Here is a 22,538-nt window from a genome sequence, read left to right as displayed (position 1 = left end):
CCTGACAGGAGGGATACATTCCATCCTGATGAGGTCCACCGGGTTGCTTCCTTGACACGGCGACGGCCCCGACGCGTACCCGTGCGGTACGCGTCGCGGTACTAGCGGGCGGGCAGTTCCGGTGCTCGGCTTCCCGCGACGAGCCCGGCCATGGCCGCCGTCTTCAGCGCGGACTCCAGATCGAAGGGCCGGGTGCGGTCGGGGTCGGCGCAGCGGAGTACGGGCAGCAGGACGTCGGCGGTGAGCGCACCCGCCCTGGCCGCGTCGAGGAGCGCGTCGGCGAAGCGGTCCGCCTCGTCGAGGTCACCGACGCCGTAGTACGCCTCGAAGAGGCGCTGGTCGCCGTCGCTGAAGGGCGCGCTGACCAGAGTGCTGCCGTCGTCCTCGTCCTCCGTGGGCACGCAGTCCTGGGTGCCGTCGGTGTCGTACCAGTGGAAGAAGCCGATGGGCGCCTTGGCGTTCACGGTGCGGCGCAGCCCGCCGCTGTCGTTCTCCCAGGCTTCCCGAAGCCAGGCGGAGCCGTCCGACAGTGTCTGCGCGATGTCGTCGCACACGTCACCGGAGAGGTCGTGGTCCTTGCCCATGACGACGGCCCGGCCACCGCCGAGCGGGACGAGCTGCCACCAATTGCTGCTGCCGTCATCGTGGTTGAGGCCGGTCTCGTCGACCCAGTACCCCTGCTCGGCCCCGGCCGCGTGGATGACGGCCATGACGGAGCCCTCCAGCCACAGTTCGGTCAGGTCGTGCATGATGTGCCCCCCGTTGGTGGTGCGTTGTCGTCCGGTCGGTGGAGTAGACGCACGCGCTCGGGATGTGGTTCGGGCGGTGGGTGGGGCAGTACTCCTGGCGGTTTTCGCCGGAGCGTTCGCTCCCCGCACGGTGGCCGTCACACGTATCAACAAGCAGAGTGACCGGCTCGCGAACACAGGTCTGCCCGCCCTCCGTCGGGGGAGGGCGGGTCGGCGGCGGAGGCGCCGACGGCGGCCGTGGCGGCGAGAGTGACGACGGCGGTGCGTATGTGCTTGCGCATGGTGAATCTCCTTCGGTTCGTCGGGGTGCCGATTCCGTGGACCCTGATTCCGTCCACGTGCCGACCATTCGAAGGTAAAGGTCCGATATTGCCTATTTTGCTCAGGCTTGTAACGGGCTTTGCTCGGCCCATGCAAGACCGGGAGTCGGGACTGAAGTCCCGAGGTCGCGCATGACCGTCGCCGGCGGCGCGACCGCGCGTGCTCCCTTGGGGCTCGGGGCTCGGGGCTCGGGGCGCGATCACGCCCCGGGCTTCTTGCGGCGTGTCCACGCGCGCGCGGGTCGTCGTCGGTGCGCGCCCCGAAGGCGCGATGTCCTTCGGGGCGCACGGCAGGGGCTCCGGTTCAGGCGTTGTAGCCGCCGTGGGCGTCCAGGACCGCGCCCGTGACGTAGGACGCGGCGGGGCTCGCCAGGAAAGCGATCGCCGCGGCTATTTCTTCGGGGCGGCCCATGCGTTGCAGGGACAGTGAGCCGACCAGGGCCTTGAGGGTCTCGGGGCCCGGCCCTTCCATGCCGCCCTCCATCAGTCCGGCCTCCACGACGTTGGCCGTGATGTCCCGGGGCCCGAGGTCTCGTGCGACGCCCATGGTGTACCTCTCGATCCCCGACTTGGTCGCCGAGTAGTCGGCGAGGCCCGGGGCGCCGACCCGGGAGCCCAGCCCTGAACTCACCGTGACGATGCGGCCGCCCGCGCGCAGCACTCGGGAAGCGGCCCGGATGACGGCGATCACGCCGAGGTAGTTGGTGGCGTGCATCCGGTCCAGTGCGGCGGTGTCGGCGTCCGGGTCGTCCACCGTGCGGCCCTGCTCCACCGAGATCGCCGCGTTGTTGACGAGGATGTCCAGGCCGCCGAAGTGCGCGACCACGTCGTCGATCAGGGCCGGCGCCCCACTCGTGTCCGCCTGGTCGGACTTGAAGGCAACCGCATCCGCTCCCTTGCGCCGCACGTCGTCGACGACTGCCCGCGCCTGCTTCTCGGAGCTGACGTAGGTGAAGGCGACGTCGGCGCCCTGCTCGGCCAGCAGTCGTACGGTCGCGGCCCCCAGTCCGCGCGACCCGCCGGTGACCAGGGCGACCTTGCCCGTCAGTGGCTTGCTCATGCTTCTCACCTCGTTGATTGACCCTTCTCGGCAGTCGCAACGCTAATTGTTACGACAGCTCGTTGCAACCTTCGTTGTTACGACGGTGCTGTTACGGCTGCGCCATTGCGGCTGCGCTGTCGTAACATGGAGCGTTGCAGCCGGGAGGAGGGTTCATGAGTGCCAACAGCAGGCTGACCATCGCTGCCCATGCGCTGGCCTGGATCGGTCTCTACCAGCGCCAGGGCCATGAGGTCGCCACCTCCGAGCAGATCGCGACCAGCGCGAACACCAATCCCGTGGTGATCAGGCGGCTGCTCGGCGAGCTGCGCAGGGCCGGGCTCGTGGAGTCCCGGCGGGGTGTGGGTGCGGGCTGGTCGCTGGCGCGCGAGCTGGGGTCGATGACCCTGCTCGACGTGTACGAGGCAGTGGAACCCGGCCCGCTGTTCGCGATGCACCGCACCACCCCGGACCAGGAATGCGTGGTGGGTTACGGCATCCAGCCGGCGATGCGGGGCATCTACGAGGGCATCGAGGACACCCTGAGGTGCGAGCTGGCCCGCGTCACGCTCGAGAACGTACTCCAGGACGTACTCGCGGCACCTCGCCAGCCTCCCGTCACGCGCTGACATCGCTGCCAGGATCCGCGTCGAAGCCCAGGTCGACGCACGGCCTGGCAATCAGGCCTGCCAGGGAATTGCGTTGCCCGGGCGGACGAACCGTTGTTACGTTCACGCCAGCGCGACAGCCGCGTGATCACGGGATGGGGAGGTTGATGAATATGGCCGCCGTCGGCCCTCATCGGCATGCCCTCATCCCGTCCGCGCGACAGCGAGCGCGGCCCGGGTCGTCTTCAACGACCAGGAGAGACACGTGTCTTCCTCTTCTTCACCTTCTTCACCCACCCACGCCGATCTGATCACCAAGCGGCTCGTCCTGCGGCCCTGGACCATGCGCGAGGCCACCGCGGTCCTCGACGGCATCCGCTCCACACACTGGGCGGACGACTTTCCCGCCGAGGGCGACCGCGTGATCGCCGGTCTCTTCGACCAGCGCCCGGCCTGGCTCGGCCCCTACGGCCACCGTCTGGTCATCGAGCGCGAGACCGGCCTGGTGGTGGGTTCGATCGGCCTCTTCTGGCCGCCCGGCGACGGCGTACTCGAAATCGGATACGGCGTGGTGGCCTCCCGCCGCGGCCGGGGTTACGCCGCCGAGGCCACGCGGGCGCTGGCCGAGTTCGCCTTCACTTCGGCGGACGTCCACACGGTCTCCGCCACCGTGGAACTGTCGAACCCGCCCTCGGTCCGCGTCCTGGAGAAGGCCGGCTTCCGCCGGTGGACCACCCAGGAGAACGCGGTCCTGTTCAGGCTCGGACGTCCGGACCTCGAACGCCGCTGATTCCCCGGGCCCTGGAGGCGACACCCTCCAGGGCCCCTCGCGGTGGCCGAGCCGGAGGGCAGGGGCCGGGTGGTCGGGCTCGGGCCGTCGTCCCCGGGCCGTCGGGTTCGGGTCGGTTCGAGGGTGTGTGCGGTGGTGTTTTGACGGGCCGTGAGGTGCGGTTCGCCTGTGACAGAACGAAGACGTCGCGGGGAACCGCCCGTAACTCCGTGTGAGATACAAATACTTCCGACCGCACGACACGCACCGCGCTCCACCGTTACTCCTGGGGGAACACCATGAAGCACACCCGCCTCACCGCTCTGGCCGCCATCAGCCTCGCCGCCACCCTCTCGCTCACCGCCTGCGGCGGCGACGACTCCGGCACCGACTCCTCCGCCAAGGGCTCCGACACGTCCGCCTCGCAGGGCGGCGGCGCCAAGGCGGAGGGCGGCCCGCACGCCAAGGACGGCTCCCAGGCCGGTGGTTCGCAGGCCGGTGACACGCAGGCCGGTGACGGCAAGGACACCAAGGCCGGCGCCGCGGACGGCACCGCCAAGACCGGCGCCAAGGTCACCTTCTGCAAGACCGCGGACCTGGCCATCGACGCCGCCGACGCCGCACCCGACGAGACCACCGGCCGCATCAACATCACCATGATCAACCGGGGCTCGACCACCTGCTCCGCCACCGGCTTCGCGGGCGTCGACATCAAGGACGCCGACCACACCTCCAACCCCATCGAACGCGGCCGGGCCCAGCCCCGCGTCACCACCCTCAAGCCCGGCGACGCCGCGGTCTTCAACCTCGCCTACGACATCGACACCAGCGGCAAGAGCCTCGCCTCCCCGACCAACATCGAGGTCACGCCCCCCAACGAGACCCACTCCGTCACCCTGGACTGGCCCGCCGGCGCCGGCGACATCAAGGGCGCCTACACCGACGTCCAGGTCTACCCCACCCACACCACCAAGTAGGACCGACGGACGCCCAGGGACCCTCGATCCGAGGCCCATCGCGGCGGGCACAACAGGCCCTGAGAGCGCCGGGTACTCCAAGCCCATGACTGCGTCCTCCGAGCCCATGACTGCGTCCGCCAAGCCCATGACCGCGTCCTCCGAGCCCATGACTACGGCCGAAGGCCCCGCCGATCACGGCGGGGCCTTCGGCCGCAAGCATCAGGAGTCGTCGCGCTTCAGGGAATCCTTGACGCCCTCCATGCGGTCCTTCGCGGAGTCCATCGCGTCCTTGACGCCGCCCTTGGCCTGGTCGGTCTTGCCCTCGGCTTCCTTGCGCTCGTCGCCGGTGACCTTCCCGAGCATCTCCTTGGCCTTGCCCTTGAGCTTGTCCATGCTGCCGTCGTCACCCATGACCACTCCTTACGATGCCGGTCGCGTACCCGATCAACGTAGGCCGCGGCTCCGCGTGACGCCCGGCGAGCGGCTACTCTCCGTGACATTGAGGGCGGGGCGCCTCCTGCGGCGAGGCTCCTTCGGGGCCCGCCGGGCGCGGATTGCAGGCGCTACCAGGGGGTTAGGTGGCGAGGAGGGAGTCGTCGCCCGGACGCGCGCCCGGCAATTGGTGCCGTGCCGCGATCAGGGCGGCGTCGATGTCTCTGGTTCCGGTCGACACACAGAGGGTGTAGGCGACGTCCTCCATGCGGCTCCGCACCGAGGGAGATCCCTTCTCGGCGTGCAGGGCCCGCAACATGGAGTACTGCTCGACGAGATCGGTCAGCACGGCCGGGTGGGCCATCAGCATGGTCTTCCTCCTGATGCTGTGGGTGATACGACGCACGGGGTCGTTGCGCGTGTGCCCCGGTCGCCGCCGGTCTACGCGTCGTGGGGACGACGTACCCGGTGTGAGGCGGAGCTCCCCGTGTGGACCCGGCGGTCAGCGGGTGAACGAAGCCTTGTCCGCCGCCTCGCCGGGAGAGGAGGTGTCATCCGTGCGCATCCAGACGGTGCGCTGCGGGAAGGGGTGGTCGATGCCCGCGGCGTCGAGGGCTTCCTTGACCCGGCGGCGCAGTTCACGGGTGACGCCCCACTGCTTGAGCGGCGTGGTCTTGACGACGAGGCGTACGACGATGCCGTCGGCGTCCAGGGACTGCACACCCCAGACCGAGGGGTCCTCCATCAGGACGTGCTCGAACTGCGGGTCCGCGCGCAGTGCTTGGCCGGTCTGTTCGAGGACGTCGAACAGCTTCTCCAGGTTGGTGTCGTACGCCACCGAGACGTCGAGGACCGCGCGGGCCCAGTCCTGGCTGTCGTTGCGCACCCGCAGGATCTCGCCGTTGCGGATGTGCCACAGGCCGCCATTGAGGTCACGGATCTGGGTGAGCCGCAGTCCGACGTGCTCGACCTCGCCGACGGCTTCGCCCAGGTCGACGGAGTCGCCGACGCCGTACTGGTCCTCCAGCATGATGAGCATGCCGGACAGGTAGTCCGCGACCAGGCTCTGCGCACCGAATCCGATCGCCAGTCCCACGACACCCGCGCTGGCGAGCAGCGGGCCGAGCGCGATGCCGATCTGGTCCAGGGTCATGGCCAGGCCCATGACGGCGATGACCACGGTCACGATGCTGCTGAGCACCGAGCCGATGGTGCGGGCCCGCTGCTCACGCCGCTCATCCGCCCGGGACGCGTCACGCTGCAGGACGGCCGGGCCTCGGGTGGTGCGCCGCGGTGTGCTCGGATCGTCGTCGGTGGGCTGCAGGATGCGCTCGACGACGCGGGTGATGGCGCGCTTGGCCAGCGCGCGGACAATCATCGCGGCGACGACGATCAGAAGGATGCGGAGCGGAACGCCTATGACGGTTCCGAGATTGTCCTGGAGCCAGTCCGGGGCGCCGATCGTCTGGCCGGTGGCGCTTTCCCCCGGGGGCGGCAGAGGCGACGCGGACGCATCGGTGGGTGACACGGGAGAAACGCTCCATTCGTGGTGGGGCTGATATGTGGCGTTCATCGCGCAGAACGTAGTTGTGGTTCTCGGCGCCGGTCAAAAGATGTACAGAGCGCGTGCGAAGGGCGTGAAAAACATGCGTATGCCCCGCCTGATTTCACCGCTCCTGGGCATGAGCAGGGGCGCGAGAGGGCGCCCGACCTGCACCGTGTCCGGCAGGCATTGCCCGGTGCGTCTCCTGGACTGCCATGTCGATTTCTTGAGAATGCCAAGAGTCTGCTTTCTCAAATGGCGGGGATTTCACGGTAATTGTGTTCGCGGCGGTGGGCGAAAGTGCTTCCAGCCGATCCGTATCGGAGCGGACAGCGGAGCGTTCGGAGGGGAATGGAGAGCCGTCACCCGGCGGGTCAACGGGGCGCGCCCACCCCGTTTTCAGGCTGCACGCCGACGCGACGCGAGGAGCAGGGGCAGTACCGCCAGGAGTTCCGCGCACGCTCCCGTCCATAGGCTCGTCCGTGCCCCCGCGTACTGGCCCAGTACGCCCCCCGCCAGCGCGCCCAGCGGCATGCAGCCCCACACCACGAAGCGGACGCTCGCCGTCACCCTGCCGAGCAGCGGGCCCGGCGTCATCTGCTGCCGCAGCGCCACCGACTCGATCTTGAACGTCATGAACGCGGTCCAGCCGAGTCCCTGGAGCACGCAGGCCACCGCGTACCGCCAGTCCGCCTGGAAGAACGGCAGGGCCGCCAGCCACAGCACCCCGCTGACCAGGACCGACGCGCACATCGCACGCTGCTTGCCCATGCGGTCCGCGATCCGGGTCGTGAGCAGGCTCCCCAGGAAGCCGCCCGCCGCCTCCGCGGTGAAGACCAGGCCGCACAGAAGCGGCGAGAGCCCCAGGTCGCCCGCCAGCAGCACGAGCATCATCGACGTGCCCACCGTGCCGCAGAGGTTGGAGATCGCGGCGGTGAGGGTGAGGGCCCGCAGGAGCCGGTTGCGGAAGACGAAGCGCAGTCCCTCCGCGATCTCGTCGCGCAGCCGCGCCCCCGGCGGCCGCTCCTCGGGGCGGGGATCGGCCCGGCGTATCCGGGTCAGGAACAGCGCCGACACGAGGTAGCTGACGGCGTCCACGGCGAGTGCGACCGGTGCGGTGACCGCCGCGACCAGCGCACCGGCCGCGCCGGGGCCCGCCGCGGCGGTGATCGTACGGGACGACTCAAGGGCCACGTTCGCCCCGACGAGGCGGTCCTCGTCGACGAGATGCGGAAGGTGGGACTGGTGCGCGACGTCGAAGAAGACCGTGCAGACGGACAGGCCGAAGCCGACCGCGTACAACTGGGCGAGGGTGAGCGCGTCCAGGCAGGCGGCGATCGGGAGCGTCGCCAGCAGTGCGACCCTGCCCAGGTCGCCCGCGATCAGCACCCTGCGCCGCCGCATCCGGTCCACCCAGGCCCCGGCCGGCAGGCCGACCAGCAGGAATCCCAGGTACTCGCACATCACCAGGAGGCCCGTCTGGAGCGGTGACGCGTGGAGGGGACCGATCGCCACGAGGGGGAGGGCGAGGACCGTGACGGCGGTGCCCGCCTGGCTGACGGTGTCGGCCATCCAGAAACGGCGGAAGTCGGGGAAGCGGAGGAGCCGCAGAGGGGGCGGCGCCGCAGCGGACGTGGAGGTGGGAGTGGGAATGGGCGCGGGCTTGGACGTGGACATCGCCGTGGATGCGGGATCATGCGCGGTCTTCATGGGGGCGTACACCATCACCCGCCGCTGGTCGCGACCATTGTTTTAGGCTGCGCTTAAACGTCCCGGGGGAGGGCTCGCATGGGGGAGATACGGTTCGGGGTCGATGATCTGGCACAGCTCAGGTTCGCGATCTCGCCGCTCTGGGAGGCGGTCGCCGCGCTGCGCGCCACGACCGATCCGGGGCGATACGCCCTTCATCTGCCGTGGATCAAGGGGGCTTTGGGGGTGGGGCCGGAGCGTACGAACCTCCTTCCGCACCTGGAAGAGCTGGAGGCGCTCGTCCCCGCGCCGAGGTGCCCGCTCGCGGAGATCGAGGAGGAGACGGGGGCGCCGGGAGTGGGTCTCGCGCGGGCGGAGTGCCTGCTCGCATGGTGGCGGGTCGGCATGCTGCCGTACTGGCCCCGCATCCGGGCCGTTCTGGAGGCGGACCTCGCCCATCGCACCCGGCAGCTTGCCGAGGACGGGATCCAGGAGGTTCTGGCGGGTCTGCATCCGAGCCTGCGATGGGGCGACAGTCGGCTCGACTCGCCCCAACTGCCGGGCGGGGAGTGCGCGTTGGACGGGGGCGGGATCACCCTCGCGCCGAGCGCGTTCGCGGCGCGGTGCGTGCTGCTGCCGGGGCGGGACGGAGTGCCGCCGTGCCTGGTCTATCCCGCACGGGCCGTCGGCACCCTGTGGGAGTGCCGCGACGGGTCCGGCGACGGGCTCGCGCGACTCCTCGGGCGGAGCCGGGCACGTCTGTTGAGCGGTACGAGTACGCCCTCGACGACCACCGGGCTCGCCCTGCTCACCGGGCTGACCCCCGGTGCGGTCTCCCAGCATTTGGCGGTGCTTCGGGGGGCGGGTCTGGTGACGGGGCATCGCTATCGGCGTGAGGTGTACTACCGGGCCAGTGAGTTGGGGCTCGCGCTGATGGAGGGCGGGGGTTAGGGCCCCTGGTGCAGTGGCTCGGCTCCGGACATCTCCAGCAGGTGTGCGCATTCCAACGTGCACGGACCGGCCCCGGAAAGGGACCTGGTGGCCCCTGTCGACCCGGCGACTCCCGCGCGACGCTGTGGACAGAAGGGGGTGGCTGTGATGCTCCAGCCGATCGTGGTGGGTCTTGACGGTTCACCGGAGAGCGTGGCCGCGGCGGACTGGGCGGCCAGGGAAGCACTGCGTCGCGGACTGCCGCTCAGGCTCGTGCACGCCTGGGAGGGGCTGCCGCCCGACGACGAGTCGGCCGTGCTGCCCGAGCTCCAGGTACCGCGGTACTGGGCGAGGCGAGTGCTGCGCAGCGCCACCGACCGTCTCTCCGAGCGGTACCCCCAGGCGTACATCAGCGCCGAGCAGGTCCGCAGGCCCCCGGTGCCGGCACTGGTGGGTGAGGCGGAGGCGGCGGAGCTCCTGGTCCTGGGGCATCAGGGACTCGGCGGAATCGCCGCCGCCTTCGCGGGGTCCGTGGCATCGGCCGTGGTGGCCCGGGTGCGACGGCCCACCGTACTGGTGCGCGCGGGCTGGGACGCGGCCCACGAGCGAGTGGCCGACGCCGAGGGAGGAGAGGCGGACCGAGGAAGCCACAAGGAGGTGCTGCTCGCCCTCGACCTGCGCCACGACTGTGGCGAACTGCTCGACTTCGCCTTCGGGGCCGCACACGCCCGGGGCGCCCCGCTCTCGATCCTGTACGCCTGGCACGTCACGGAAGGGCCGCCCGGCGCGCACCGGACCCGCAGGGCGACGGTCCAGCGGGACGCGGAGTGGGCCCTGGCCGCGGTGGTCGATCCCTGGCGGGAGAAGTACGCGACGGTGCCGGTCCGGACCCAGGCGCAGCCGGACCGTCCCGTGCACGTGATAGCGCACGCGGCCAGCGGGGCCGGTCTGCTGGTCGTCGGGCGCCGGATCCGGCACACGGCCGTCGGAAGTCGCACGGGCAGGATCACGCACTGGGCGATCCACCACACGCGGTGCCCGATCGCGATCGTCGCGCACGACTGACGCACACCCTCTGGCGCACGGGCGGACCTGGAGATCGAGGTGGGTCATGAACGTTCTGGTGGGCTACGCCACCACACACGGGTCGACCAGAGAGATAGCCGAACAGATCGCCGTTCGGCTGGCGCGGTCCGGGCTGAAGGCCGACGCCCGGTGCGTGGCGGAGGTGGAGGATCCCGACGCGTACGAGGCGTACGTCCTCGGCAGCGCTGTCCACGGACAGGCGTGGCTGGATGAGGCGAAGGAGTTCCTGCGGCTCAACGCCGAGCTCCTCCAGGAGCGGCCTGTATGGGTGTTCAGTGTGGGGATGCCCGCCGCCCTGCGCGGCCCGTGGCGGCACACGGCGGCACGCAAGGAACGGGAGGTGATCGGGGAGGACCTGCCCGGCCAGGTCCCGTACCGTCAGCACCAGCTCCTGTCGGGCGTCATCCGGCCTGGTCACCTGCCCGTCACCGGCAGGGTGGTCTTCCGCCTGATGGGCTGCCGGTACGGAGATTTCCGTGACTGGCCTGCCATCGATGCCTGGGCGGACGCCATCGCCGAAGAACTCGCTCGTGCCTGACCTGATCTGCCGGTCCGTCACCGATGCGCTCAGGGATGCGCTCAGGAATGCGGGACGACGGCCACGGGGCAGGCGGCGTGATGGATCACGGCATGGGCGACGGGCCCGGCGTGCGGGCCGAGCTGCGGCCTTTCGGGCGCGCGCCGGCCGACGACCAGGAGGCCGGCGCCGGCGGTCGCACGTACCAGCGGGGCGGTGGCCCCGCCCTCCATGAGGCTTTCGGTGATAGGAACGCGAGGGTACTTGTCCCGCCAGGCGTACAGCACGGCCGTCAGGAATCCGCGCCATTCGGCTTCCCGTTCCGTGCTGTCGACGAGACCGATCTCCCCGGGCCCGAGAGTGAACATCGACGGACCGGTCCATGCGGACACCACGCGCAATCGGGCATCGCGCAGGCGGGCCGCCTGGAAGGCGAACTCGATCACCTCGTCGCACGGATCACCGAGATTCAGACCGAGAACGACGTCCCGGTAGGGGCCGTGGACCGAGGGACCGCCCTCCTCCCCGGGAAGGTGCTCGTTCTCGGGCCGCTCGTCGGCACGGACGAGCACCACGGGCCGCGGCGCCCGTGCGACGACTTCCTGCGCGACCGAGCCCACCAGAAGTCCGGTGATGCCGCTCAGCCCGCGGGAGCCGAGCACCAACAGCTCAGCCTGTTCGGCAGCGTGCACCAGGGCGGCGGCCGGCGGCCCCTCGGGTTCTTCGCCGGTGACACACACATCGGGAGCAGTGGCCCTGACGCGGTGTTCGGCCTCGCGCACGATGCTCCGGGCCCGGCGGCGTCGGATCCGGCGTGCCGATGCGGCACTCGCGGGGACGCGGGATTCCCGGTGCGGTTCCGGGCGCCGGACGCACAGCAGACGCAGCGGCGCGTCGCGGCGCAGCGCTTCCCGCCCCGCCCATTCCGCGGCGGCGAAACCCTCAGGCGATCCGTCGACCCCCGCGATGACCGGTCGAGTCAGCATGATGCCGTTCCTCTCAAGGTGCTTTCGCCGTCCTCGTGCTCCTTGCCCTCCATCGTCGTGCTCCTGACGGGCCGGGGTGGAGGGGCTTCAGGGCCCCTTCACGGGCCCGTCCGGCCCGGGGCACGGCCTGTCCTCTCCGGCCGGGGCTGTGGCGCGGACCTCGGACCGCACCGAGGCGGTGGCGGGGCGGCGCCGTGGGCGAGCAGGCCGTCCGAGGGCTCCGCACAGGGACAGCCCGGACGCCCGTGAGCGAGCAAGCCGCTCGCAGCCCTCCGGTCTTGTACCCGGCCGGCCCCTCATCGAGGACCAACGGACCCTCTGCACGCCGCGGTGCTCGGCACAGACTGATGGCGGCACCAGACAGGAGACGTTCCCGGCCCGGTGGGGTCCCGTCCGTGAGGAGGGTGCCATGCGCAGCGCAGTCCTGGACGCGTCGACACTGGAGACGCTGATGTCCGCGGCGACCGCGGCCCCTTCGATGTACAACACACAGCCCTGGCGCTTCCGCTTCGACCCGGACACCCTCACCGTGGAGCTACGGGCGGCCGTCGAGCGCGGGCTTCCGTACGCCGATCCACAGGGGCGTGCCCTGCACCTTGCGGCCGGCGCCGCGGCCTTCAATCTGCGGGTGGCCGTGGCCTCTCTGGGCTGGAAGCCCGTCACACGGCTCCTGGTGAGTCCCGAGCATCCCGACCTGCTCGTCACCGTACGCATCGTCGGCCGCGCACGCTCCGGCAGCCACCACAGGACCGACCTGTACGACGCGATCTATCGCAGGCACAGCAGCCGACTCCCGTTCTCCGACCGGCGTCCGACACTGGCCGTACTGCACGAGATCGCCGCGGCCGCCCATGTAGAGGGTGTGTTCCTGACGTTTCCCGGCCCGCGCGAGACCTCCCGTCTGCTCCGCGTGACCACCGAAGCGGAGCGGCGCAATCATGCGGATGCGGAACGAAGCAACGAGAGTCGCCGCTGGGTGCGCGGCAAGGCGGGGTGCGAAGACGACGACCTCGGGATACCGGAAGCGACGCTCGGACCGCAGGACTCCTTCGAGAGGATCCCGCTGAGGGACTTCACCGCGCGGCGGCACGTGGATGAACTGCCGTCCCAGGCCTTCGAGCCGTCGCCCACGATCAGCGTGCTCGCCACCGGCCACGACCGGCGCACGGACTGGCTGCGTACCGGCCAGGCCCTCCAGCACGCGCTCCTCGTCGCCACAGCCCTCGGTCTGCGCTCCTCCCTGTTGCATCAAGCCATGGAGTGGCCTGACCTGCGCAGAATCCTGCGGTCCTCGCAAGCGCCGTTCGACCACGTCCAGATGCTGCTGCGTTTCGGTTACGGGCCCGAGGGGCCCATGACTCCTCGACAGCGCGCGGAGCTCGCTCTCGGCGGCGACGTCGCCCCGTTCGACCTCTCCCCGCAGCTGCGGCGCGTTGCTCACGTGGTGGAAGGGAGGTGAACGAACAGAGGGCGGCGAAGGACGGTGGTGGGACATGGGCACGACGCGACGCCGCACACGTGGTGACGTCGGGTGCCGGTCCCGGCGGTCGCACACCATGCGCTTCGTGTCCAGTGGCCCTGAACAGGCCGAAGAGGTCTGCTGTAGGGCCACTTGGCCTCTGTGCGGGATGGTGCTGCGGCGGTGCAATGGGACTGAGAAGGGAGAAGTTGCCATGACCACGTTCCCGAAGCCGCGGCGCCTCGTGCCGGCTGTATCGGCGCTTCTGCTGGCGCTGACCGTGCCGGCGGTGAGCGCGAGTTCCGCGATGACGCACACGCCGTCCCATGAGGGGGCGGCGCCGCCCACGCGCAGCGGAAGCCCCGCGTCGACGGTCGATCATGTCGCTGACTTCTACGGCGCGTACATCGACGTCCTGCACGACGCGGGCCGCGCCTCCCTGACGGACGGCCTGCGCCACCACTACCTCTCCGCCGGCCTGCGCAAGAGTCTGGCCCGGTGGGAGTCCGCGCACCATCGGGACGGAGTCCTCCGCGCCAAGGGCGTGCCGACCGCCTGGAAGGTCACCTATCAGGACAGCGGCATGGGCCACTGCTGGACGCGCGTCACACTCATGTGGCACGACCGGCATCACCAGGCCCACCACAGCCGACTCCTCGTCCAGTCGGACCTCGCGACGATGGACATCACCGGTATCCGGACGGACTCCCTGAAGTAGCGGGCCCACCAGGGGCGGCGGGCCTCCACACGGTCCGGCCGTTCACGTGCCCTTGCTGCCCAAGGGCACCGAGGAGAAGGGGCCGATGCGCCCCGGCCGGGGCCTGTCGGCACCTGCTCCGGGCGGTGCGGTGGCGGGACCATGGCGTGAGCGACCGCGGCGACGCCGCGGGACGGGCCGGTCGCACACGTACGGCGACGAGGAGGTGCTCATGAACATCCGGGTCGGCATCAACGGATTCGGTCGCATCGGGCGGAACCTGCTGCGTGCTTCCCTGCAGCGGGGCGAAGGCACAGAGGACGACGTCGTCGAGGTGGTGGCCGTCAACGACATCGCCCCGCCCCGGACCCTCGCGCACCTGCTGGAGTACGACTCGACGTACGGGCGCCTCCGGCGTGACCTCTCGTACGACGACGTCTCCCTCGCCGTGGACGGACGGCGCATCGCCGTCTCGGCGGAGCGCGACCCGGCCTCCCTCGACTGGAGCGCACACGGCGTCGACATCGTCATCGAGTCCACCGGGCGGTTCCGCGACCGGGACGCCGCGGCGCTGCACCTCAAGGCGGGTGCTCGGAAGGTACTGCTCTCCGCGCCCGGCAAGCACGCCGACGCGACCCTCGTGATGGGTGTCAACCACGAGGCGTACGAACCGGACCGGCATCACGTGATCTCGGCCGCCTCCTGCACCACCAACTGTGTGGCGCCGATGGTCAGCGTCCTGCACGAGACCTTCGGCATCGCCAAGGGGATGATGACCACCGTCCACGGTTACACCAACGACCAGGCGCTGCTCGACGGCCCGCATCGTGACTTGCGCCGGGCCCGCTCGGCGGCTCTGAGCATCATCCCGACGAGCACGGGAGCGGCCCGCGCCGTCGGCCTCGTCGTTCCCGAGCTCGACGGTGCGCTCGACGGGCTGGCGGTCCGGGTGCCGGTCGAGGACGGATCGCTCACCGACCTCACCGTGGTGCTGCGGCACGACGTCACGGCCGACGAGATCAACGCCGCTTTCGCGGAAGCGGCGGACGGCCGTCTGCGCGGCATCCTGCGAGTGTCGCAGGCTCCGATCGTTTCCCGTGACGTCATCGGCGACCCGGCCTCCTGCGTCTTCGACCCCGCCCTCACTCTGGCGCACGGCGACCTGGTCAAGGTCTTCGGCTGGTACGACAACGAATGGGCCTACTGCCGGCGGCTGTTGGACCTGGCTTCCTACCTCGCCGTACGGCTGTGATTCCCGGGGTCCTGCGGGGCGTGCGGGGTGTGGTCTTCGACACCGACGGTGTGATCACCGATTCAGCGCGGGTGCACGCCGAGGCCTGGAAGCAGGCCTTCGACGTGTTCTTGGCCGAGTGCCCGCCCGAACGTCCCGAGCAGAGGCGGCCGTTCGACGTCCGCGAGGACTACCTGCGCCATGTCGACGGGAAGTCACGCCTCGACGGCGCCGGCTCGTTCCTCGCCTCACGCGGGATGCGGCTGCCCGCCGCGACAGTGGCGGCGGTGGCCGCGGAGAAGGAAAGGCTCTTCGTGGAGCGGCTGAGGGACAAGGGCATCGACGCCTACCCGGGTACGGTCCGTCTGCTGGGTGTCCTGCGTGACGAGGGTCTCAGGCTCGCGGCGGCCTCGGCCTCCCGGCACGCCCGCGAACTCCTCCTGCGTGCCGATCTGCTGCCCTTCTTCGACGCACTCGTCGACGGCGGCGAGGCGGCACGGCTCGGCCTTGCGGGCAAGCCGGACCCGGCGCTCTTCCTGGAGGCGGCGCGCCGCCTCGGCGTTCCCACGACGGACGCCGCTGTCGTCGAGGACGCCCTCGCCGGGGTCGAGGCCGGGCGGCGTGGCGGCTTCCGCGTGGTGATCGGGGTCGACAGAAGCGCTTCGGCGGGCACGAGGTCGGCGCTCCTGCGACGCGGGGCGGATGTCGTGGTCAACGACCTCGAAGAACTGCTCTGCGAGGACGGAGGGCGGCCATGAGGGCCGAGACCGGAGGCAGGATCGAGGACTGGACCTGGAGGTACGAGGGCTACGACCGGACCGAGGAGAGGCTCCGCGAGTCGCTCTGCACACTGGGCAACGGCTACTTCGCCACCCGGGGTGCCGCCCCCGAGTGCCCGGCCGACGACGTCCACTACCCGGGCACGTACGCGGCGGGCTGCTACAACCGGCTCACCTCGTTGGTCGGGGGGAGACAGGTCGAGAACGAGGACATGGTCAACCTGCCCGACTGGCTGCCCCTGCGGTACCGGCTGACGGACAGGACAGGCACGGGGGAGTGGCTCACCCCGGACTCCGTCCGGCTCGTGACGCTGCGTCAGACCCTGGATCTGCAGTCCGGCGTCCTGGAGCGGAACCTGCGGTATGCCGTCGGTGACGGCCGCGTGCTGTCGGTGAGGCAGCTGCGCATCGTGCACATGGCGGACCCGCACATCGCCGTCCTGCGGACCGAGTTCGGCGTCGAAGGTCCGCCGGCCGACCTGGAGGTCGAAGCCGCGCTGGACGGAACCGTCACCAACTCCGGTGTGCCGCGCTACCGGCAGCTCGACTCGGACCACCTCACACATGTGCACACCGGTGCCGGTGCGCCCGGCATCGTGTGGCTGCGCTGTCGCACCACCACCTCCGACATCCGTGTGGCCCTGGCCGCCCGGACCACGGCGAGTTCGGCGGAAGCGGCACCGCTGCGGGAGGCGGGCCGGGCCGTTCAGCGACTCCGGCTCGCGCTCGTGGCCGGCGGCACCGCCACCGTCGACAAGACCGTAGCGCTGCACACGTCCCGGGACCCGGCGATCAGCGATCCCCTGCGAGCGGCCGTCGAACGGGTCGCGCGGGCACCCGGCTTCGATGAACTCCTCGACACGCATCTGACCGCGTGGGAACAGCTGTGGCGCAGGGCCGAGCTCGACGTACCCGGCGAGGCGGGCCGGATCCTGCGGTTGCACCACTTCCATGTCCTGCAGGCACTCTCGCCCCACACGGCAGACCTCGACGTCGGTGTACCCGCCCGTGGACTGCACGGCGAGGCCTACCGCGGTCACGTGTTCTGGGACGAGCTGTTCGTGCTGCCCTATCTCAACCTCCACTTTCCCGAGGTCTCCCGGGCGCTGCTCACCTACCGCCACCGGCGCCTGGAACAAGCGTGTGCCGCTGCTCACGACGCAGGACGCGCGGGGGCGATGTACCCATGGCAGAGCGGCAGTGACGGCAGGGAGGAGACCCAGCAGCTGCACCTCAATCCGCGCTCGGGGCGCTGGCTGCCGGACCACTCCCGGCTGCAGCACCATGTCGGATCGGCCGTGGCGTACAACGTGTGGCAGTACTGCCAGGCCAGTGGCGACGCCGAGTTCCTGCACACCAAGGGCGCGGAGATGCTGCTGCAGATCGCCCGCTTCTGGGCGGACTCGGCCACGTACGACGAAGGCCTCGGCCGACACCGCATCAGGGGTGTGGTCGGGCCCGACGAGTACCACGACGCCTACCCGGGCGCCCCGGAGCCGGGCCTCGACGACAACGTGTACACGAACGTCACGGCGGCCTGGGTGCTCGCCCGCGCCCTGGACGTCCTGCGGGCGCTGCCTGAACCGCGCAGACGCGAACTCGTGGAACGGATCGGGCTCGACGGCGGGGAGACCGAGGCGTGGGAGGACGTGTCACGCACCCTGCATGTGCCGTTCCACTCGGGCGTGATCAGCCAGTTCGAGGGATACGGGGAACTGGCGGAGCTGGACTGGGACGGCTACCGGGCACGGTACGGCGACATCCGACGCCTCGACCGGATCCTGGAGGCCGAGGGCGACACGGTGAACCGATACCAGGCGTCCAAGCAGGCTGACGTGCTGATGCTCGGCTACCTCTTCTCACCTGCCGAACTACACAGGCTCTTCCGCCGGTTGGGGTACCCGCTGGACGCGGACACATGGCAGCGCACTGTCGACCACTACCTGCGCCGCACCAGTCACGGCTCGACGCTCAGCGGTCTCGTCCATGGCTGGGTGCTCGCCAGGGTGCGGAGGGCGGGGGCCTGGAAGTTCGTCCAGGAGGCGCTGGAGGGCGACATCGCCGACCTGCAGGGCGGCACCACGGGTGAGGGCATCCACCTCGGAGCCATGGCAGGCACGCTCGACCTCGTGCAGCGAGGACTCACGGGTCTGGAGACACGGGGCGATGCCCTGTGTCTGGACCCGGTGCCGCTCCCGGAACTCTCCGAGTACGGCTTCGCGCTGCGCTACCGGGGGCACTGGGGCATACGTCTGCGGATGCGTCCGGGGACACTGCACATCAGCGTTCCGACATCCGACCGCTCGCCCATCGACATCGAACTCCCGGGGCGGACCGTCTCGGTGGAGCCGGGGGAATCCTGCGAACTGTTCCTCATGGAGTGACGTCGAAGGGGTCCTTCGGGCCCCCGCGTGGACCGCTCGGCCCTCGCCCGTGGTACGCGGGGGCGCGACGCTGGAGGGAGAGAGGGAAGCACGAAGCAAAGCACCGGACGACACCGTCGACCAGGCATGAAGGAGGGCGAGATGAGCGGCATCATGGACCGGTTGCCGAACTGGCCGCAGGCGCTGCCCGACCTGTTCGGCCGGTTCGAGGCCGGGATTCCCGGGATGCACGCGACAGCAGGGGTGCACGGCATCCGCATCGAGGAGTCCCTCACGGAAGGCACGTACACGCTCCGAGCCGAACTCCCCGGCATCGACCCCGCCGAGGACGTCGAGATCACCGTGGCGGACGGGGTGCTGACCCTGTGCGCGGAGCGCAGCGACGAAGCCGTGGGCAAGCATCACTCGGAGTTCCGTTACGGGGCCTTCGCTCGCGTCGTGAGGCTGCCCGTCGGCGCACGTGGTGACGAGGCGACCGCCGGGTGCAAGGACGGGGTCCTGACCATCACGGTCCCGGTGTCCGAGGGGACGCAGACCACCAGGACCATCCCCGTGCGGCGCTCCTGAGCGCGATCCGCGCGTGACGAACTCGCCCGCACGGCCGAGTCGGCCCGGCTGTGCGGGGCCCTTCAGCGACGCGGCACCACGGCCACCGGACAGGCCGCGTGGTGCAGCACGGTGTGGTTGACCGGACCGAGCTGCATGCCGAGGTGCCCCTCGCGACGACGGGCCCCGGCCGTGCGTGCGGCGTCGAGGCGCACGGTGCGCGCGTGCCCCTCGACGATCTCGCGGCGCGGCGTGCTGCCGGCACGTGCGTCGGGCGCATCGCGCAGGGCTCCACGCGCCGCGGTGGTCGCGGTACGAGGCACGACGCGCAAGGGCACCCCCTGGGCCACGGCCTCGTCCACCGCCCAGTCCAGTACGCGCAGGCTCGGCTCGGAGCCATCGACTCCGACGACCAGAGGTTGGTCCATGGGGTCAACGCCTTCCGCCGTGCGGTTGGCAGAGCTCTCTCGCGGACCGTCGCACCGGGAGGACCGGACGGGGAGGGGCGGACCGGCCCCGGCGGGGGACGTTCGGCCCCTACCGGGGCCGTCGTGCCGTCCCCACAGTGGCGGCACGGGGCCGTGGAGGGAGGGGCGATGCTTGCGCGGACACGGATCTCGGTGATCGGCGTCGGCAACGAGTTCCGGCGCCCTGCGCCGTGGACGAGATCACCGCGCGGCAGCGCAGCAGGGCGCCCGCGCTGACCCGGGTGCGGGTCGTGCGACCGAGCTGCGTGTGCGGGCGGCCGCCGCCGGCCGGCGTCTTCACCGTCCGGCGCGGCACCCCGGTCCCCACAGGGCGAGCGGACACCACGCGTCTTCCGGGCGACGGCGGGAGCGGTGGAGATCGAAACCGGCCGGCCGCCTCCGGCCTGTGAGCGCTGTCCCCCAGCCGGCCCCGGCCTGTACTGAGGGCCCTTCGGGCCCGGCTCGGCCCCGATCGGCCCTTGGGACGTGTCCCCGTCGCGGCCAGCCTGGAAAGGGAACCGGCAGACAGGAGGCCCAGATGATGGACGACGAGCGGAACCGGCAGCCGGTGCACGGCCTGCTCGCCGACGGGACCACTGTGCGCATCCGAACGGTGCGGCCCGCCGACCACGACCAACTCCAGGGACTCTACGAAGAGATGTCCCCCGACAATCTGCGCCTCAGGTTCTTCGCCGCGAGCCGCCGCTCCGCCGCACAGGCCGCGGAGCGGGCCTGTGCCCCGCCCCGCCCCGGGTACCGGGCGCTGTTGGCCGAGGTGGCCGACCACGTCATCGGCTTGGCCGAGTACGAGCGGACCGACGTGCCCGACACCGCCGAGATATCTCTCGCCGTCGCGGAAGGCCTGCACCACCGAGGCATAGGCACTCTGCTCCTCGAACATCTGGTCTCGGCGGCCCGCGCGGACGGCGTCAGCACTTTCACCGCTGACGCACTCGCCGAGAACCACGAGGTCCTGAGGGTCTTCGCCGACCTCGGACTGAGCACCGAGCGCCGCTTCGTGGGGCCCGAAGTGCACTGCCGCATCCGGCTGGAGGAAGACGAGCCGTATCTGACGGCTGTGGAAGCACGTGGGCGAACGGCCGCCGTGGCCAGCCTGCGGCCTCTGATGCTCCCTGCCACGGTCGCCGTGGTCGGAGCGGGCCGCAAGGCCGGCTCCGTCGGCCGGGCGGTCCTGCGCAACCTGCGCACCGGCGGCTACACCGGACGTCTGTACGCCGTGAACCCGCATGCCCACTGCGTGCTGAGCGTGCCTTCGTACCCGTCGGTCGCAGAGTTGCCCCAGGTCCCCGACCTCGTGATCCTGGCCGTGCCCCCGCCGGCGCTCGTGGCCGCCGCCGAGGAGTGCGGCAAGTGCGGGGTGCGAGCCCTGGTCGTGGTCACCTCCGGACTCGACGCCGTACAGGCGGCCGCCCTGCGCACCACCTGCCGGACCCACGGCATGCGGTTGGTGGGCCCGAACTGCCTAGGCATCGCCCATACGGCCCCCGAGGTGTCCCTCGACGCGACGTTCGCCGCCCGCCACCCTCGCCCCGGTGGGACGGGCATCGCCACGCAGTCCGGCGGAGTGGGCATCGCTCTGCTCCATGGCCTGGGCCGACTGGGTCTCGGCATTTCCAGCTTCGTCTCGCTCGGCGACAAGTACGACGTGAGCGGCAACGACCTGCTCCAGTGGTGGGAGACCGATGGCGCCACGGATCTGGCGTTGTTGCACCTGGAGTCCTTCGGCAATCCACGTGCCTTCTCCCGCACCGCCCGTCGTGTGACCCGGCGGATTCCCGTCCTCACCGTCGACGCCGGCCGGACCGAGGCGGGCCGACGCGCCGCGTCCTCCCACTCCGCTGCCGCGGCGACCCGGACGACGACCCGGCAGGCGCTGTTCACCCAGGCCGGCATCACCGCCACCCGCACGATCGGCGAACTCCTCGAAACCGCGGCACTCCTGCAGTCCCAGCCCGTCCCCGGCGGGAAGCGGGTGGTCGTCGTGACCAACGCGGGCGGTGCGGGCGTGCTCGCTGCCGATGCCTGCGCCGAGGTCGGTCTCGACCTGCCCGCGCTCGGCGCCGAGGTCATCGACGATCTGCTCGCCGCCCTGCCGCAGGGCAGTACATGCGTCAATCCGGTCGACGCCACCGCGGCCGTCACCGAGCAGCAGCTCCAGCGATGTGTGGACCGGCTCATGCGGTACGACGGCATTGACGCCGTCCTGGTGGTGCTGGTGCCCACCGCGGTCGCCGCGGCGACCGGCGACGACCTCGTCCGGTCCCTCACCCGAGCGCCCGGCCGTCGCGCGCGAACCCTCGCCGCGGTCCGGCTCGAACAGGACCTGCCCGTAAGGTTGTTGCCGGCACAGGACGCGGGATGCATACCTTCTTATGCCGACCCGCAGGCGGCGGCCCGTGCGCTCGCCCACGCCGCCCGGCGGTCCGAGTGGCTCGCCAGGCCGCCCGGAACCGTCCCCGACCTGCGGGGCGTGGACACGCCCCGCGCCCACGCCGTGGCCGAGGCATACCTCGCCGGGCACCCCGAGGGCGGGCCGCTCGACCCGGCCACCTGCGCGGAGCTGCTCTCCTGCTACGGCATACCGCAACCGCCCTGGGCCTGGGCCGAAACGGAGGACGACGCCGTCCGAGCCGCCGAACGGCTGCGCGGCCCCGACGGCCGCGTCGTCCTGAAAGCCCACTGGCCGGGCGTGGCGCACAAGAGCGAGCAGCGTGCCGTCCACCTCGACCTGAGGGGGGAGCCCCAGGTGCGCGCGGCCTACCGGGACTTCGAGATCCGGTTCGAGGGACTGATGACCGGTGTCGTGGTCCAGCCGCTCGCGGAGCGCGGCACGGAGTTGTTCGCGGGTGTCGTCCAGGACGAGGTCTTCGGCCCGCTCATCCTGTTCGGCCTCGGTGGCACGGCGACCGATGTGCTCGCCGACCGGGCCGCCCGCCTCGCCCCGCTCACGGACCTGGACGTCCATGACCTGATCACCGCACCGCGCTGTGCCCCGCTGCTGTTCGGACACGGCGGCCGCGGGCCGGTGGACCTCGAAGGCCTGGAGCAACTTCTGCACCGGCTCTCCCGGTTGGCCTGCGACCTGCCACAGCTCGCCACGGCCGACCTCAACCCCGTCCTCGCCCGGCCGGGCGGCGTCACCGCACTCGATGTCCGTGTCCAGTTGCTGCCCCGGACCGCACACGACCCCTACCTGCGCCGACTGCGCTGAGGAACGCGAGGAGCGAGTAGGCCGAACGCGCCAGTAAGGAGACAGGGATGAAGCACAGCAAGATCGGTTCCGTGATGACCGGCGACGTCGTCAGTGCCCGGTACGGCACGCCGTTC

General features: G+C 70.9%; 21 protein-coding genes. 13 read left to right on the top strand and 8 right to left on the bottom strand.

Annotated features, from left to right (window positions below; all coding sequences use genetic code 11):
• Positions 1-101: 101 nt before the first annotated feature.
• Positions 102-749, bottom strand: a complete 648-nt coding sequence (locus AOK22_RS07480; protein ID WP_055697788.1) for a hypothetical protein — start codon at positions 747-749, stop codon at positions 102-104.
• A 624-nt stretch (positions 750-1,373) separates the two neighbouring features.
• A complete protein-coding gene (locus tag AOK22_RS07475; RefSeq protein WP_055697787.1) occupies positions 1,374-2,129 on the bottom strand; it encodes an SDR family NAD(P)-dependent oxidoreductase in 756 nt (251 codons plus the stop codon).
• A 155-nt stretch (positions 2,130-2,284) separates the two neighbouring features.
• On the opposite strand from AOK22_RS07475, the gene AOK22_RS07470 reads away from it, so the two are divergent.
• The 3 genes from AOK22_RS07470 (at position 2,285) to AOK22_RS07460 (ending at position 4,462) form a co-directional block, all read left to right on the top strand.
• Entirely contained in the window at positions 2,285-2,737 is a 453-nt protein-coding gene (locus tag AOK22_RS07470; protein ID WP_055697786.1) for an Rrf2 family transcriptional regulator, read from the top strand.
• 244 nt (positions 2,738-2,981) lie between these two features.
• Positions 2,982-3,506, top strand: coding sequence for a GNAT family N-acetyltransferase (locus AOK22_RS07465; RefSeq protein ID WP_055697785.1), 525 nt, complete (start codon positions 2,982-2,984; stop codon positions 3,504-3,506).
• A gap of 278 nt (positions 3,507-3,784) precedes the next feature.
• Positions 3,785-4,462 carry a DUF4232 domain-containing protein gene (locus AOK22_RS07460; protein WP_055697784.1) on the top strand — a complete coding sequence of 226 codons (678 nt, stop codon included), beginning with the start codon at positions 3,785-3,787 and terminating at the stop codon, positions 4,460-4,462.
• A gap of 201 nt (positions 4,463-4,663) precedes the next feature.
• Here the strand turns inward: AOK22_RS07460 and AOK22_RS07455 are convergent, their stop codons facing one another.
• From AOK22_RS07455 to AOK22_RS07440, 4 genes are all read right to left on the bottom strand, one after another.
• Positions 4,664-4,855 carry a CsbD family protein gene (locus AOK22_RS07455; RefSeq protein WP_055697783.1) on the bottom strand — a complete coding sequence of 64 codons (192 nt, stop codon included), beginning with the start codon at positions 4,853-4,855 and terminating at the stop codon, positions 4,664-4,666.
• A 163-nt stretch (positions 4,856-5,018) separates the two neighbouring features.
• Entirely contained in the window at positions 5,019-5,246 is a 228-nt protein-coding gene (locus AOK22_RS07450) for a DUF5133 domain-containing protein (RefSeq protein WP_055697782.1), read from the bottom strand.
• A 132-nt stretch (positions 5,247-5,378) separates the two neighbouring features.
• On the bottom strand, positions 5,379-6,404 hold the full coding sequence (locus tag AOK22_RS07445; protein WP_237773354.1) for a mechanosensitive ion channel family protein: 1,026 nt from the start codon (positions 6,402-6,404) through the stop codon (positions 5,379-5,381).
• Between the two features lie 414 nt (positions 6,405-6,818).
• Positions 6,819-8,129 carry an MFS transporter gene (locus tag AOK22_RS07440; protein ID WP_244164709.1) on the bottom strand — a complete coding sequence of 437 codons (1,311 nt, stop codon included), beginning with the start codon at positions 8,127-8,129 and terminating at the stop codon, positions 6,819-6,821.
• A gap of 78 nt (positions 8,130-8,207) precedes the next feature.
• Here AOK22_RS07440 and AOK22_RS07435 point away from each other — a divergent pair, with 78 nt between their 5' ends.
• From AOK22_RS07435 to AOK22_RS07425, 3 genes are all read left to right on the top strand, one after another.
• Positions 8,208-9,059, top strand: a complete 852-nt coding sequence (locus AOK22_RS07435; protein ID WP_055697780.1) for an ArsR/SmtB family transcription factor — start codon at positions 8,208-8,210, stop codon at positions 9,057-9,059.
• Between the two features lie 147 nt (positions 9,060-9,206).
• A complete protein-coding gene (locus AOK22_RS07430) occupies positions 9,207-10,103 on the top strand; it encodes a universal stress protein (RefSeq protein WP_055697779.1) in 897 nt (298 codons plus the stop codon).
• 46 nt (positions 10,104-10,149) lie between these two features.
• Positions 10,150-10,662: a flavodoxin domain-containing protein gene (locus tag AOK22_RS07425; protein WP_055697778.1), complete on the top strand. Its 513-nt coding sequence runs from the start codon at positions 10,150-10,152 to the stop codon at positions 10,660-10,662.
• Positions 10,663-10,703: 41 nt separating this feature from the next.
• Here AOK22_RS07425 and AOK22_RS07420 read toward each other — a convergent pair whose 3' ends face one another.
• A complete protein-coding gene (locus tag AOK22_RS07420) occupies positions 10,704-11,624 on the bottom strand; it encodes a universal stress protein (RefSeq protein ID WP_107101881.1) in 921 nt (306 codons plus the stop codon).
• 412 nt (positions 11,625-12,036) lie between these two features.
• Between AOK22_RS07420 and AOK22_RS07415 the strand changes: the two genes are divergently transcribed.
• The 6 genes from AOK22_RS07415 to AOK22_RS07390 all read left to right on the top strand — a co-directional run bounded on the left by AOK22_RS07415 (position 12,037) and on the right by AOK22_RS07390 (position 18,744).
• Positions 12,037-13,086, top strand: a complete 1,050-nt coding sequence (locus AOK22_RS07415; protein ID WP_055697776.1) for an Acg family FMN-binding oxidoreductase — start codon at positions 12,037-12,039, stop codon at positions 13,084-13,086.
• A gap of 214 nt (positions 13,087-13,300) precedes the next feature.
• Positions 13,301-13,804, top strand: coding sequence for a hypothetical protein (locus AOK22_RS07410; RefSeq protein ID WP_063795212.1), 504 nt, complete (start codon positions 13,301-13,303; stop codon positions 13,802-13,804).
• Positions 13,805-14,015: 211 nt separating this feature from the next.
• Positions 14,016-15,035: a type I glyceraldehyde-3-phosphate dehydrogenase gene (gap, locus tag AOK22_RS07405; RefSeq protein WP_055697775.1), complete on the top strand. Its 1,020-nt coding sequence runs from the start codon at positions 14,016-14,018 to the stop codon at positions 15,033-15,035.
• The gene (locus AOK22_RS07400; RefSeq protein WP_055697774.1) at positions 14,978-15,772 is read left to right on the top strand and encodes an HAD family hydrolase; all 795 of its coding nucleotides are present in this window, start codon (positions 14,978-14,980) and stop codon (positions 15,770-15,772) included. The genes gap and AOK22_RS07400 overlap by 58 nt, the downstream gene beginning before the upstream one ends.
• Positions 15,769-18,177 (top strand): glycoside hydrolase family 65 protein, encoded by a 2,409-nt coding sequence (locus AOK22_RS07395; RefSeq protein WP_055697773.1) that lies wholly within the window; start codon positions 15,769-15,771, stop codon positions 18,175-18,177. Before AOK22_RS07400 ends, AOK22_RS07395 begins: the two co-directional genes overlap by 4 nt.
• Positions 18,178-18,318: 141 nt before the next feature.
• Positions 18,319-18,744, top strand: coding sequence for an Hsp20/alpha crystallin family protein (locus AOK22_RS07390; RefSeq protein ID WP_055697794.1), 426 nt, complete (start codon positions 18,319-18,321; stop codon positions 18,742-18,744).
• Between the two features lie 62 nt (positions 18,745-18,806).
• On the opposite strand, the gene AOK22_RS42145 is transcribed toward AOK22_RS07390, so the two are convergent.
• Positions 18,807-19,151 (bottom strand): universal stress protein, encoded by a 345-nt coding sequence (locus tag AOK22_RS42145; RefSeq protein ID WP_055697772.1) that lies wholly within the window; start codon positions 19,149-19,151, stop codon positions 18,807-18,809.
• Positions 19,152-19,728: 577 nt separating this feature from the next.
• Between AOK22_RS42145 and AOK22_RS07380 the strand changes: the two genes are divergently transcribed.
• Complete coding sequence (locus AOK22_RS07380; RefSeq protein WP_055697771.1) at positions 19,729-22,422, top strand: bifunctional acetate--CoA ligase family protein/GNAT family N-acetyltransferase; 2,694 nt, start codon at positions 19,729-19,731, stop codon at positions 22,420-22,422.
• The last annotated feature ends 116 nt before the right edge of the window (positions 22,423-22,538 follow it).

Origin of the sequence: Streptomyces silaceus (genome assembly GCF_001419745.1) — a bacterium.
Classification (GTDB): Bacteria; Actinomycetota; Actinomycetes; order Streptomycetales; family Streptomycetaceae; genus Streptomyces; species Streptomyces silaceus.
Note: the sequence above shows the minus strand (reverse complement) of the source record. Positions and strands in the feature narration are given on the sequence as shown.